This window comes from Coprobacillus sp., assembly GCF_984815275.1.
In genome coordinates, this window is sequence record NZ_CFJNYH010000056.1 from 1 (window position 1) to 15,103 (window position 15,103).

A 15,103-nucleotide genomic window follows, 5' to 3' on the forward strand; every position below is an offset into this window, starting at 1 on the left:
TTGAATTAGATATAGGTGATGTTTTAGAAAATGAACCAATGTATAAACATACAACTTTTAAGGTAGGAGGCCCTGCTCGATTTTATATTCGTATTCAGGATGTAGAAAGTTTGAAAAAAGGAATTCAGTTTTGTCGAACTCATGAAGTTCCACATATGGTGATTGGAAAAGGTTCGGATTTGTTGTTTTCTGATCGTGAATATGAAGGTGTTATTTTTTCATTGTCAGGGTTAAACAAGGTGCATATAAATGGTTTGGAGATTCGTGCTGAAGCTGGTGTTGGAATGATTTATATGGCTTATGAGGCTGCGAAGACTGGGTTATCTGGGTTTGAATTTATGGGTGGTATTCCAGGAACAATAGGTGGTGGTGTTTATATGAATGCTGGCGCTTATAAATACTGTATGGCTGATGTTTTTACATCAGCGCTGGTATTGAATGAAAATGGTGAATTTATCACATTGACAAAAGAAGAGATGCAATTTGATTATCGTAAATCAGTATTGCAAAAGCATAAGGATTGGATTTTAATTGAGGCACATTTTACAATGTCACCACGTGATCCACAGGAAATTATGGCAGTGTTAGATAAACGTAAAGAAAAAAGAATGTCTACACAACCATGGAATTTTGCAAGTGCTGGAAGTATTTTTAGAAATCCAGAAGAGAAAGCGGCATGGCAATATATTGATGAATGTGGATTAAGAGGACATGAAATTGGTGGGGCTCAGGTTTCGCCAAAACATTCAAATTTTATTGTTAATAATGGTTATGCAAGTGCAAGAGATATATTGGATTTGATTTTATTGGTTGAAAAGACAGTGTTTGATCGCTTTCGTGTAGAACTTAAGAAAGAGGTTATTCTGGTCAACTGGGAGTAGGTGATTGGTATGGCTCATCATGATGAATATTATTATAATGAGCACGATGAGAGTCAGGTTGAGAAAATTCTCAAAACAAAAAAGAAGAAAAAAATAAAAAGACGTGTCAAAATCTTATTGTTTTTGATGATTTTTATTATGATTGGTGCCTATTTTATGAGTGATTATTCGAGAGTTCAATCAATTACAATTGTAGGAAATGATGAAGTGAAAAGCGAGGATATATTAGAAAAGATATCTGTGAGTAAAAAATCAATTTATTTATTAGTGAATACTGGTAAGATTGAAGATGAAGTCAAGTCAATTCCTTTGGTCAAAAAGACAAGTGTAACTAAAGACTTGTTTGGGCATATTCGAATTGAAATTGAAGAGGCAGATAAGGTTGCTTACTGTGTGATTGGTAAAATCACATATGTTATTGATGAACTTGGTAATATTAGTGAAACAACAGATAGTAAAATGATTGAATCGTTGCAATCTTCTCCACAATTAATTGGTTTTAAAGATGTGAAATTCTTAGAAAAGTTTGCTAAGCAATATATCAGAATTCCTGAACTTATTAAAAATCAGACAAGTGATATCATTTATTCACCAAAGTCAGCCGATGAATCAAGAATGAAGTTTTTAATGGTGAATGGAAAGATTCTTTATCTGAGGGTTGAAACAATGGCTGATCAGTTGAGTCGGTTTGATTATGAGGCGTTTATGACAGCTTATAGTGATCGCTGTGAGTTTAGCTTTGAAGGTGACAATGTTTATATGGAGAAATGTAAGTGATGTATCTTTTAAAATGAGTAGTCTCAAATCAATTGAGTTTATAAAAAACTTCTATGAATAGTGTCGGTAAAATACTATAATTGGATGTGATAAATTTCTTAACAATCAAAAGAACATATTTCTAAGGTTTTAGGTTTAAATATATTTTCATATATGTTTTGTGTTATAATATTGGTATAAAACTTGTTAAGAATGAAATGAATATACAGGTTAAATGGGATCTCTAAATTTTGATAGGGTTACCAAAAATAGATTCTAAAATAATACAGGGATTGAGTTGCCTCACAGAAATTTAAAGAAAAAAGTATTATTCAAAACCATAGGGTTAGGAATGATACTTTTTTTGTGCAGAAACAATTATTAATGTTCAATTCTTATTTTTTTTATTATACTTTCTTCTTTTCAGGAATTTTATGTGTTTTCTTTTTAGCACTTAAATTAAGTAATGATTCCTTATTTCTGTAAACATATCATAACACGAAAGGATTTTTTCATACGAAAAGAGTATCCTGTTGAAATTGAGAGTCAAGAAAAAGCCAACCACTTGGAGGTTTGAACCAATAGGTTAACCTCGTGATTATTTAAATATCTATCAAATGTATCTTTGTTTTGTCCTTTTTTATTTTGTAATATTCATACAAAAAAACGACAATTTATAACAAAATACTCGTATAATTTACTGTTTACGTAGTCGCATTGAATATTATAAAAGAATTTGTTATTCTTTACACAGAATATCCTTTTAATATATATATAGTGTTATTTTTATCAGATAAAACAAAAATTATAGTGTAAAGAATTGATATCATATCGTTGCAATTATGTAGTTGTGGTAAGAGAGGAGGGAAAGAAAGATGCTTAAAGAGAAAGTTAATAAATGTCTGCAGATGACAGAAGATATTATGACTTCTCATTATCGAGGGAACCATGATGTTTTTAAAGCACATGTGCATAAAGCTTGTTTATGGATTGGCTCGATTGCCAGTGAATATTATCATGGCAAGGAAAAAATAATAGAAGTTTTAAAAGAAGAAAAAAAAGAGCTGCCAGATATCATATTGACATCTAGAGAATTTGAATGTGTGTTCCAAGATAGAAACAGTTGCACTATTGTTGGTAGATATATAGGTATTACAGATATGAATAATGGAGAATTGTTTCGTGATATGCAAAGGGTTACATTTGGCTGGAAAGAGGAGAAAGAACAGCTTTATATTAGGCATATTCACGTTTCTAATCCTATGGCGAATGTTCAGGAAAGTGAAATCTTTCCACATAAGTTAGGAATTTTTACTCATGAATATATGAATATGCTGTTAAGAAAAGAGCTGAAAAGTGAAATGATTAAAATCAAGGATCAGCAAAATGTTTATCATATTATACAACTTAGCAATATTATTTTTCTAGAGGCCTTTGATCATCGGACGCTTATACATACAACTAATGGTGACTTTTTAACAAGAATGCTATTATTGGATGTGGAAAAGAAAATTATGACTATCAATGATAAAATGATTATAAGAGTCCATAAGAGTTACGCGGTGAATAAATATTATATTGATAGTATTCAAAGATATGAAATGAAATTAGCAGGGGAATATCGAATACCGATTTCTAAACAAAAATATTTAGATGTTTTAGAGAAATTGCATACGCGTAAAATGAGAGGAAGCGGTTATGAGTGAAAGGGGATACACACATGAGGATTATAGAAGAGCAAAGGTCATTCAACTAAGGAATAAGAAAGGAGAGGAACAGTATTTTTATAGAAGTAGGGAGATTACCAAAAAGGAAGCTGATGAAATTGTGATCTGGGAGAAAAGAAGCCAAACAAAGTGATGAAATCAAGTATGATTGATTATATTGTTCAATTTCTTTTGCTTATGCTGATAATGATAGAAGCAACATTAATCTTTTCATATTATTCACATCCCAAAATGCCAGCTAATATTATTGGATATGCACCATATGTTATTGGGAAAGATGATAATGTTCTCAATCTGCAAAAGGGTGATTTAATGATTGCAAAAATACCGAACAGAATAGCTAAAAAAGATGATGTCGTTTGCTATAGGGATAGAGAAACGATAGGCATGGGAAAAGTGATTGAGACATCAAAAGAATGGTGTCATATCGAGAACAGAAGTCAGCGAATTTATATATCTCATCATCAGGTTATAGGTATAAAAACAGGAAAGATTCCTTATGCAGGAAAAATATTTATTTTTATCACAAGCCATATGGAATGGCTACTGGTGGGGTGTACTGTTGCAATGGCACCAGATATATATAGGTATTATCGACACAAGAAATCGTTAATATATAAAGAAAATAAAAAGGAGGAAAGGGTATGAAGGAAAGAAGAGGAAAATTTTTATTAGCGTTAGCTTTACTCATGACATGTGCAGCAGCAGGAACAGTCGCTCAGTATCAGACTGAACTAGGGGGGATGGATTCTGCAGAGATTGCACATTTTGAGATTACATCAAGTGAATTAGATAAAGCTAAAACAGCAGACATTAAACTGTTTGAGACAATTATGGATTCAGATGGATTAACACCAGAAACAGATGTTGCTGCTGGAAAGATTGCACCAGGGACAAGTGGTTCAACAACGATAGCAGTAACAAACAATTCAGATGTGAATGTCAATCTTGATATGACTTTTAAACTTGAATACAATGGTTTAAATGCACCACTTGAATTTAGTACAGATAACTCAACATGGAATACAGATATTACTCAAGTGCAGCCAGCTACTACAAAGCTGGATATGTCTACAGGAAAGAGAAAAGAGATCACGCTTTATTGGAGATGGGCATTTGGAGAATCTCAAACAGCAACTGATACAGCTATTGGTGAAGATGTGACTGCTTTAGGTACAAATCAGCCAGAAGTGACAGTTACAGCTACATGTACACAGGTTGATTAAAGAGATGGAGGATGAGTTCTATCCTTCTCAATGTGATTTACAAAAATAGATTTCATTGAAGAGGGTAGAAAGGAAAGAGGAAAGAATAATGAAGGACTGGAAGAAAAGAGGAATCGGACTGTGCATAGGTGGAGCAACAATGCTACTGTTGGGGTTACCTATGCATATAAGTGCTCAAAACGAACTGAAGGAACCAAGGATTATAGTTGAAGACAGTGATGGATACTGGACTCAGGATAGTGATTTAAATATCTTTCCAGAGCGAGATGGGAACAAATATTTGACAGATAGTGATTGGGGTGAGTACGTGTTTACAATACATAACGATGCTCATTTTACATCAGCCTATGAACTGTTAATGAGTGAAACAAATGATGAGAAAATACCTATTGAGTATCAATTGGAAAATAGCGAAGGCAAGAATATTCTTGGCACTGAGGATGAATGGGTGACACTGTCAGAACCACAGAAGTATAAAAATGATATGGAAATTAACCAGAAGGATACACTTACATTAAAATGGAGATGGAGTCAAAATGGTATATCAGATAATGAAGTTGCAGATGGAAGTGTTTATACAATTCATCTGCATATAGATGGCTACCAGACAGGTCAAGATATAGATGAAGAGGAACCAGTATATCCAGATGTACCAGAAACACCTGAGACAGAACACCCTGATGAGATACAACCAGAAATACCTGATCATGGAAATGATATAATCGATTCAGAACAAGGTGTTGATGGAAATATTCAAGATAATGAAATAGTTAGTAATTCAGGGGATACAAATAACAACAGTATTACCAGTAATACTCATACTTCATCAGGAAATACCTCAGGAACAGATGAAAATCAGCTAGATGGAAATAGTGAAACAGATAAAAAGGATGAAGATACTTCTATAAAGCAGGAAATTGATGAACAATTAGAATCAGCAGAGAAAAAGAGTCTTCTGGGATTTATTATTATAGTGTCGTCTGTTTTTGTCGGTGGTGCAGGAGCCGTTACACTTTTTATCAAAAAAGGCATTAATAAAAAATGATGTGTAAAAGAATTTTAAGAGTAATAAGTAAAGTTATAACAGTTATTGTGATAGGGATTTATCTGATACAACTATACCTGATGATACAGTCAACGCAAACAAATAGGTTACCTAAGATTTTTGGATGGGGTGAAGTTGTCTTTTTATCAGGAAGTATGGAACCATCAATAAAGACAGGAAGCCTAGCGCTGATACACGAACAGGATAGTTATGAAGTTGATGATATTGTGACATATGTAAAGGATTACACATTGATAACTCACAGAATTATCGAAATTCATGATGATGAGAAAATTGTAGTTCAAGGTGATGCAAATAATGTTGAGGATGAGCCAATTACAAAAAATATGATAGAAGGAAAGGTAGTTTGTTCTGTGCCCTATATAGGGACAGTCATTAGACAGTTGAAGACACCTATAGGAATGGCAGGAGTTGCAGGAATTGGAATGATGATTATTCTGTGGCCAGACAAGGAGGAAGAGGATGAAATTGAGAATAAGTAAAAGAGAGAGAGTTATTATTGTGTTTACAGCTATGACAGTTATCGCTACAATTGTATTTATAACTCTAGGAAGATACAGTGGTTCATTAGGTGGTGTGGCACATGCCTCTATTGCTAAGCCACAGACATCACTTGTCCGTGGGGGAAATAATGAAATCAACATGGATAAGGGAAATGTAGGAGAATATAGATTCTATGTTAGTAATAAAGATGGAGCAGAGATATCAGAAGTGAGCATGACTTATTCAATTGATGTTGTGACAAATGCCGGTTATAAAGGGAAAGTCAAATATAGTCTTTTCCATTGTGATGAGAATGGAGTATATGATGAAGCAAATGATGGAGTCTCACTTAATCAGAATGGGAGCATTGTTAAAGCGACAGATGATCAAATGTTATTACCTGCCACTACAGAAACAGCACACCATTATATTCTTAAGCTATATCCTGATACAGCAGGAGATTTTGGTTTCAATGTAAAAGTAACATCGGTACAGAAAGACTAGGAGGAGTTGACAGATGGAATTAAGAAAAGAGAAGAGGACAACAGTCATCATCATGGCCATCTGTGCAGTGATGTTAGCTCTATGCACATACACATTTGCAAGGTATATAAAAAACCTGGAGACAAGTGGGCAAGTGAAAGTAAAGAATACTTATTTTGAAAGAGTCTATGGAGATGCGAATGCACCGTATGATCAAAAAGATGGATTTGGGAAGTATTATGTGCATTCGACAGCGACATCATGGACTGTGGATTTTAAAGATGAAGTGGTGAATGGAAAGTTCACTCTTGCTGGAACAGAAATTACAGATACATATATGTTGTTTGCAAAAAATCGTGGAACTAAGTATATATTTCTTCCGGAAAGTTATACAGGGAAAATAAATAAAAATATGTTTGATGGAACTTCCACAGGTAAACGTTTGATCTATAGGAATACAGCAAACGATTTATCGTCTCAAACATTTAACTATGCAGATGCAAAAATCTATGCATATATAACTGATAGCAATAAAAATACTGTCAAGAACTATATGAATGTTTATGTCCCAAATGAAATAAGTTCTCTTGTGGGATTATTCAGTAATTCAGCGGTCAAAGATGTTTGTATTGATGAAGATTATAATTTAAACTGGAATGATTTAAACCATATGTTTTACAATAGTCAGATTGAAGTGATACCAGAAAACTTTACGAGACTGACGGATAACGTGACAATAACAGATTTAAGTTATTGTTTTGCAGAAAGCAAGATAAGTATAATTCCTTCTAATCTTGTTCTACCTGCTGGAATTAAAAATGTAGAGGGTATGTTTATGGGAACCTTGGTTTCTAATTTGAGTGATTGTTCTTGGTATTTGATAAGAGAGAGATTAGATACTCTAGAGAATTGCTCAAAAATGTTCAAAAATACACTTGTTACAGAACTTCCAAATGATTTAATAAACTCATTTACGGGGCAAAATAGTATTAAAACAGTGAGTGAGATGTTTGCCGGAACACCGATAACGACCATTGGAGATGAGGCTTTAAATGATCTTGTCAATGTAATGGATGCGAGTGGTATGTTTGCAGGAACACAAATTTCATCTGTTCAGAAAAATCTATTAATTAATCTAAAGAATTTAACAGATGTAAGTCGTATGTTTGCGAATACTCCAATTGGCTATGTGGATTTTGTCTTGCCAGATAAAGTAGAGAAAGCAAACAATCTCTTTGAGGGATGTGCAAACGTGACTGGAAATATATACTTAACAGATTATATTTCTGAAATGAATTCTATATTCCGTGATGCTGGAACGGCAGCTGCTCCAGTTGGAGATAGTACACAGCCGCTTATTGCTTATCATAGCCCAATGCTTAGAAATTTTATTAGTGCTCATAAGACATCTGAACCTGGAGAACTGGTTGAGTATCGAGAAAAAGGCGGAGTCAGCAATCTTTTTGAAAGAATTAATGACATAGCTGGACCTTATGAGGATCATATAACACAGAAATTTTATCTAAAGTACAAGGGAGCTAATATAGACAAGATTGATTTAACAAAATACGCATATGTTAATAACATTTATTTTGAGGATGCAACTGGAATATATAGAATTAACTCAACATATAAAATGTTTGAAGATGATAATTTGATTGCAGAGGATTTCATTTTGCCAAGCGGAATTATGGCAATTGGAATTGATTCGAATACATTTGGAAATACAACAAAGAAAAGAAGATTGAGTAGTTTATATCTTGAAACAGATGTATCGGATATTGAGTTTGATGCTCAGGATGCAAGGGCTTATGTTTATATGGATGAAAGTCTTAGACACAATTTTTGGTCACTTGATTATCGTCATGTATATATCATCAGATGTACTAGATATAAGTAATATATTAACTGCTGATAATGGTATCTACAATACTGAAAAAGTACGCTTTGATAAGGATGGAAATGCTGACTGGCTAAGCCTGTATAATGCATTTTATGGAACAGCTTTAAATGAGTTTCCTGAAAATATGCCAGATACTGTGACTGACTATTCATATACATTTGGGGACTGTATGTCCTTAACGGAGATACCAGAAGATTTTCAATTGTCTGATAAAGTTGTAGAAAGCTACAATATGTTTGAGAATACTGGACTAACAAAGTTACCATCACATTTCTTTGACAATGCAACAAGTCTAGTAAATATTAATTATATGTTTAGTGGAGCAGAGTATCTTCAAGGGTTTATCACATTGCCAGACAATATAGAAGAAATGGAGGAAAGTTTTGATCGTACTGGAGATAGTGCATCCCTGCCTGATGATGATCAACGTCCATCAACGTTAGTTGTTTTTTATAATCGATTCAATTCGGTGATTACAAACTATATTGAAAACAGAAATCCATCAAGTCTTACCTGGATATGTAAGGACACCAAACTGCTAGATAATACAATGTTTCAATTGGTTGATGATGGGAATGATGGTCCATATAATCATAAATACCTGAAATATATAGGTACAGATGAAGATGTGGATTTGATCAAATATGGAGATACTGTTTCTGGAGAATTGTATTGGAAGAATGGTGATGCACTCATCAATGTGGAGTCAACATTTAAGATGTTTATGGGTAATGATCATGTAGAAAATGTTTTTTTACCAGCGTCTGACCGCGAGGAAACTATTATTGCTACGAATACGTTCTTAGGCACAACATCTAAAAAACGTTTGATTCTAAAATGTAAAACTTTTTACGGTGAGGATTATATTAGTAACAGAGTATTTGAAGATGCTGCTGATGCACATGCTTATCTCTATATAGATAAAGCAGCAGTTGAGGCAGGGGCTACTAAAATTCATCGAAATATCTACATTTCGTCAGAATGTGAGAGCCTTGACGATCTTTGTATGGATTCTAATAATATTGATTTAAGAGTTTGTTTTGATAAAAAAGGGAATGCTAACTGGACGAGTATGCAATATACATTTTCTAATAGTCATCTTTATGAAATGCCGGAAAATATGCCGGATACAGTGACTGATTATACCAGTACTTTTGATTATGCTACTTTTACCAAAGATAACATAGAAAACTTTCAACTATCTAATAAAGCTGTAGTTGCCAAAGGGATGTTTAGGGCTACAAATATTGTATCTATACCTTCGAATTTGTTTGATAAAGCAAAAAAACTAGAAAATACCGCTAATATGTTTTCTCTATGTTCCTCTCTTGCTGACGTATCGATTGGATTACCTAATTCGGTCACAGTAATGACTGATATGTTTTTGGATACACGGGCTCTTCGAGGCACAATCGTATTGTCAGATGGTATTACAGATGATATGGAAAGGTGTTTCTCCTGGGCGGGAGTAGATGCATCCAATTATCAGGGTTACAATACTCCGCTACTCGTTTTCCATAATCCTTCAAATCAAATGATAAGTTCTTATAAGGATAGTTATTATGATGATAAAATCACTTGGATAGACTATAGCAATATGGCAAAATATTTGACAGACAGTATGTTTGAGAAGGTAAAAGATCCTAATGGACCATATTCTGGTCATTACCTTAGATATATTGGTTCAGAACAAACAATAGATTTTGCGGATTATGTAAATGATGATGGAATATTGTATTGGAGAAGTGGAGAATCCATTATTCCAGTTAATTCAACATATAAAATGTTTGAGGGAGATAATCATGTAGAGGATATTATCTTAAATGAGTACTTTACAAGAGATATCATCAATACGAATATATTTGAAGGTACAACATCGAAAAAACGTCTAACTTTTAGGGATGTGTCGGAAAATATATCTGATATGACCTTTGATGGTGCTGCTGATGCAAGAGCTTATGTTTATGTGGATAATGCTAATGTGCAACAAGTAGGCTCTAGTGGGCACAAGAATATCTATATTTCTTCACATTTTGATAATTTGAATGATTTTTCCTATTCGCTACTACAGAATAGAGAAATAGATTATGCTCGCTTTGATAAAAAAGGAAATGTTAATTGGACTGAAATGAATAATACATTTGAGGGTTGTCAGTTGAAGGAATTCCCAGAAAATATGCCAGATAATACGACTTCTTATATAACAACATTTGGACATTCTACGATTCCGGAAATTCCAGAATCTTTCCGACTGTCTGATAAAGTTACAACAACTCAAGATATGTTTGAATCTATAGAAAACTTAAATAAAATATCATCACATCTATTTGATGATGCATCATCACTAACTGATATTAGCGGGATGTTTAGTTCGACTAATGTGAAAACACAATTCAATATTAAATTACCAGATTCAATAACAAATATGGATGCTTTCTTTGCTTATGCGAGCACATTATGTGGAAGACTTTATCTTCCTAACAACAGTGTATTTACATTGAGGGATAGTTTTTATTTATCTGCGTCAGATTCAGAGATTCCGGTAGAAACTCCAGCAGCATTACATATTTATTACAATTCATCGCATTCTCAAATTAAAGATTATGTGAATTCAGGAAACTTTGAATCAGACAAGGTCATGTGGTTTGATACAAACAATATTTTAGATAAAACAATGTTTGAGAAAGTGACTGATTCTGCAGGACCGTATAATGGCTCTTATCTTAGATATATAGGAACGCAAGAAACAGTAGACTTAAGTCGTTATATGGTTGTCAAGAGAAGTCCAACTTATGGAAATGTCGAGCATCTTTATTGGCATGGTGATAATGACATCATTGAAGTGACTTCAACTTATAAGATGTTTGAGGGTGTAAATAACGCTGAAGACATTATTCTTCCAGTACACTTTAACCCATTTTATGAAGAATGGATGCGGTACGGACCGAAGTATACAGTAAATGAAAATATATTTGCTGGAACAACAACAAGAAAGCGTTTGGTTTATAAAACGATGCTGGAAGTTAATCATAAATATGATAAAGATATCAATTTTACAGATGCTACTGATGCAAGAACTTACGTTTATGTAAATGATGATAATAAACTGGATATAAATTTTGCTCATCCGCAGGGGTATTTATATATTTCTTCAGAAACAACTGATCTGACTGATATATCAGGAAGCATTATTAGATTTGCCAAGGAAGGAAATAAGAATTGGACATCACTATCATTAATAAAGGATAATTTACGTGAAGTTCCAGAAAATATGCCTGATACACTGACTGATTTGAATTATGCATTTTCTGATTCGAAGATTCAAAAAATAGCTAATGACTTTAAAATATCAAATAATGTTACTACTGCAGTAGGTATGTTTGAGAATACAGCAATTGACGAAATTCCACAAGGCTTTTTAGATAACGCCTCAAGCCTTGTTGATATTGAGTCTATCTTTAGGAATACGCAAATCACTAGTATTCCAGATGGATTCTTTGATCATACAAAACGTCTTGTTAATGCACCTCATGCATTTAATGGTTGTACTCAGCTTCAAAACGTTAATATAAAATTGCCTGACTCAATTAAAAATGTAGAAGCTATGTTTGAAAATTGTGAAAACCTCACTGGAGAAATCACACTGGGAGATTATATTAATAATATGATGTGGTCTTTTGATTATGCTGCTACTAATGTAGACAATCCACGATTAAAAGTTTATTATAATGGATCAAATGAGGAGATTGCTAATTATGTTCAGTATTTTTATGATGATAGTCCAGAGTCGCGTATTGATTGGATAAGTAAAAGTTTAGATGAGACAATGTTTGTAAAAGTCAGTGATCCTAATGGTCCATATAATGGTGCTTATCTTAAATACATTGGAACAGAAGAAACAGTGGATTTAAGTGCTTATGCAGATATGAATGGTAAAATTATGTGGCAAGGGAAAAATGAATCAATTGAAGTGACTTCAACTTACAAGATGTTTTCAGGTGAAAATAATACAGAGGATGTAATTCTTCCAAAAAGTTTTAGTTCAAGTAGTACTAGTGGTTATAAAGTTGAAAGCAATATATTTGAAAATACGACAACGAAAAAACGTTTGATTTTCAAACAAGAACTTGGTGATTATCGTGATGATTATAAGATGACATTTACGGGTGCTTCTGATGCCAGAGCTTATCTTTATGTAAATGATGAAAATATAGGAGAGTTATTAACTGATCCAAATTTTACTACTGCTAATTTCTATATTAGTCAAGAAGTATCTAATCTCACTAGCAACACCCTTGGAGGAAGTTATATAAGATTTGCCAAGAACGGTAATGCACTCGATTGGAGAATGCCAATATCGTTTTTAGCACCTGACCTTAAGGCATTTCCTGAAAATCTGCCAGATACAATTTCCAACTTTGATAACTTATTTAAGTCTAGTCAATTTACTAATGTCCCTAATGATTATCAATTATCGAATAGAGTCGAATCAGCTGTTTCCATGTTTGAGATGTCAATGGTTGAACAAATTCCATCGAATTTATTTGCCAATGCTAAGAAACTTACAAATATTGATTATATGTTTGAGTATGCTGCTCTTAAAAAAGTAACATTAACATTACCAAATTCAATTACTTCTATGAATTATACATTTGATTTCTGTGAATATATGAGCGGAATAATTTCATTGCCTGATAATCTCGAATCAATAACGGATTGTTTTAGAGATGCAGGACATAATGGAGATAATGTTGAAGGTTATACGACTCCTTTGGTTGTTTATTATAATCCATCAAATCAAGTGATTACAGATTATATAGCTTCGAATCCATCTTCTGGAGTTATTACATGGATACCTAAGACAGCGAATAGTACGTATGCTGTTACTCCTCTTGTAAAACCAAAACAAGAAAATGTAATCGTTGAGCCAAAAGTGATTGAAAAAAGCATAAGTGTTAAAGTTCATGTGAATGAAGTTATTGTTCCTAACACTGTTCCAAGTACAGGAACAGTACCAAGTCAAGGAACTTCACAAACTCTTGGTAAGAAGGAAGAAGGACAGAGTTCACAATAAGTTATTGATGCTTAAAGTCAGTTCATTATACAAAAGGTGATTGAAAACAGTGCTGTGTTTAAAGCGTTAATATAACTTTTTAAGGGGGGATTACCCCAAAGGATGTTAGCATGAAAGGAGGGAGAAATCCCTCCTTTTTTAGGCATGATAAGGATGATATAAGATCTAGTGATGTTATGGCAATCTTGAAATAAGATATATTGCTTTTGATGTTTTTTTATTATTTATTAAGAATTTTTGATGTTCATTTGCTTTGTAACAAGAATGCGGAAGGTTTCCAAGTGAAATGAATATACATATGTTTATGTGTATTTGTTTTGCTCTTTTTTAAGAACGAGTCTCATTATGCCTAAGAGCACTATCTCTACAATTTACTATCATAATTTCGAAGTCTCTTAAAAATATCTATCATACCAATAATTGTTTTTCCTTAAGTACCACCAGTGAAGCCTAAAGGATACTGATCCATAAAGTAGCATTATATGGTATCGCAAGAAGAGGGATAATGTATAGAGGAAAGTTAAAGAGGATTATCATTATAGTTATGAGGTAAACAAGGGTATAACACACAGCTATAGTGAACGAAATAATCATCATGAAAGAAAAAAGTTATAACTGATATCGATAAGCTGACTTACAGACAATCGGAATTATCTAACAGACAGATAGCTATAATATGATTTAGAGGATAGAAACCAACTGGAACTATGCAATAGAGATTATAGAGTGGTGGAATAATTTTTAATTATTCCTTTGCCTGTAAAAATTGTATATTTAAATATAGAAAATTATTTTAGAGTTAACAGTAATAAATATAATAATGATAACACTCTATGAGAAAAGTGAAGATTTTATCTTGAATTTAAAAAATGAACTTCAACCTGTCATCAATGAAGTGAGGGACTGAAAACAATTCTTTTTCTCGACAAAAAAAACATATATTCTTTCAAGATTATCTGTTTTCTTATCGTTGGTTTTATGATACAATATTGTAGAAGTATTTTTTAAAGGAGAATCATTTATGAAAGATATCTATGCTGTATTAGATATAGGAAGTGCAACTGTCAAACTCTTAGTGGGTGAAGTTGTAAGTGCAAATATAAATATATTATTTTCTAAAAAGATGACGAGTCATGGTATTCGTAAAGGGAAAATCGAAAGTATGCCAACTGTTGTAAGTGAGATTAAAACATTGTTAGATGAAGCTTCAGCAGCGTTAGGGGCAACAATTACAAAAGTCGCTTTATGTATTCCATCATTTCACGCACATATCTATCAAAGTGATGGAATCACAAAAGTTAATTCTCCTTCAGATCAAATTACAAGTGATGATGTTGTTCGTGCATTGAAATTATCAAGACGTTTTGAGCGTGATGATAATGAAGAGGTTATTTCTGTCATTCCAACATTATATCAGTTAGATACTAAAGTTATGAGAGAGATTCCAATTGGGCAAAAATCAGCATCATTAAAAGCGGAATCATTAGTCATTACAACAAGATCG

The 15,103-nt window shown here is 33.0% G+C and carries 10 protein-coding genes and 1 pseudogene; all 11 read left to right on the top strand.

Features of this window, described 5'->3' with window-relative positions; translation table 11 throughout:
* The coding region (gene murB / locus AC5M21_RS14600) for a UDP-N-acetylmuramate dehydrogenase (protein WP_493531517.1) at positions 1-881 on the top strand (881 nt) is incomplete at its 5' end.
* A 9-nt stretch (positions 882-890) separates the two neighbouring features.
* Positions 891-1,658: a cell division protein FtsQ/DivIB gene (locus AC5M21_RS14605; protein ID WP_008790422.1), complete on the top strand. Its 768-nt coding sequence runs from the start codon at positions 891-893 to the stop codon at positions 1,656-1,658.
* Positions 1,659-2,512: 854 nt separating this feature from the next.
* On the top strand, positions 2,513-3,343 hold the full coding sequence (locus AC5M21_RS14610) for a LytTR family DNA-binding domain-containing protein (RefSeq protein ID WP_008790421.1): 831 nt from the start codon (positions 2,513-2,515) through the stop codon (positions 3,341-3,343).
* A gap of 153 nt (positions 3,344-3,496) precedes the next feature.
* Entirely contained in the window at positions 3,497-4,012 is a 516-nt protein-coding gene (locus AC5M21_RS14615; protein ID WP_017143806.1) for a hypothetical protein, read from the top strand.
* Positions 4,009-4,590 (top strand): hypothetical protein, encoded by a 582-nt coding sequence (locus tag AC5M21_RS14620; protein ID WP_008790419.1) that lies wholly within the window; start codon positions 4,009-4,011, stop codon positions 4,588-4,590. The genes AC5M21_RS14615 and AC5M21_RS14620 overlap by 4 nt, the downstream gene beginning before the upstream one ends.
* An 88-nt stretch (positions 4,591-4,678) precedes the next feature.
* Complete coding sequence (locus tag AC5M21_RS14625) at positions 4,679-5,635, top strand: hypothetical protein (protein WP_008790418.1); 957 nt, start codon at positions 4,679-4,681, stop codon at positions 5,633-5,635.
* Positions 5,632-6,138 carry a signal peptidase I gene (locus AC5M21_RS14630; protein WP_008790417.1) on the top strand — a complete coding sequence of 169 codons (507 nt, stop codon included), beginning with the start codon at positions 5,632-5,634 and terminating at the stop codon, positions 6,136-6,138. The genes AC5M21_RS14625 and AC5M21_RS14630 overlap by 4 nt, the downstream gene beginning before the upstream one ends.
* Complete coding sequence (locus AC5M21_RS14635) at positions 6,119-6,643, top strand: hypothetical protein (RefSeq protein WP_202086392.1); 525 nt, start codon at positions 6,119-6,121, stop codon at positions 6,641-6,643. The genes AC5M21_RS14630 and AC5M21_RS14635 overlap by 20 nt, the downstream gene beginning before the upstream one ends.
* A gap of 13 nt (positions 6,644-6,656) precedes the next feature.
* Positions 6,657-8,522, top strand: a complete 1,866-nt coding sequence (locus tag AC5M21_RS14640) for a hypothetical protein (protein ID WP_008790415.1) — start codon at positions 6,657-6,659, stop codon at positions 8,520-8,522.
* Positions 8,434-13,599: a leucine-rich repeat domain-containing protein gene (locus AC5M21_RS14645; RefSeq protein WP_017143805.1), complete on the top strand. Its 5,166-nt coding sequence runs from the start codon at positions 8,434-8,436 to the stop codon at positions 13,597-13,599. The genes AC5M21_RS14640 and AC5M21_RS14645 overlap by 89 nt, the downstream gene beginning before the upstream one ends.
* A 1,021-nt stretch (positions 13,600-14,620) precedes the next feature.
* A pseudogene (locus tag AC5M21_RS14650) lies at positions 14,621-15,103 on the top strand (cell division protein FtsA); the annotation flags it as partial.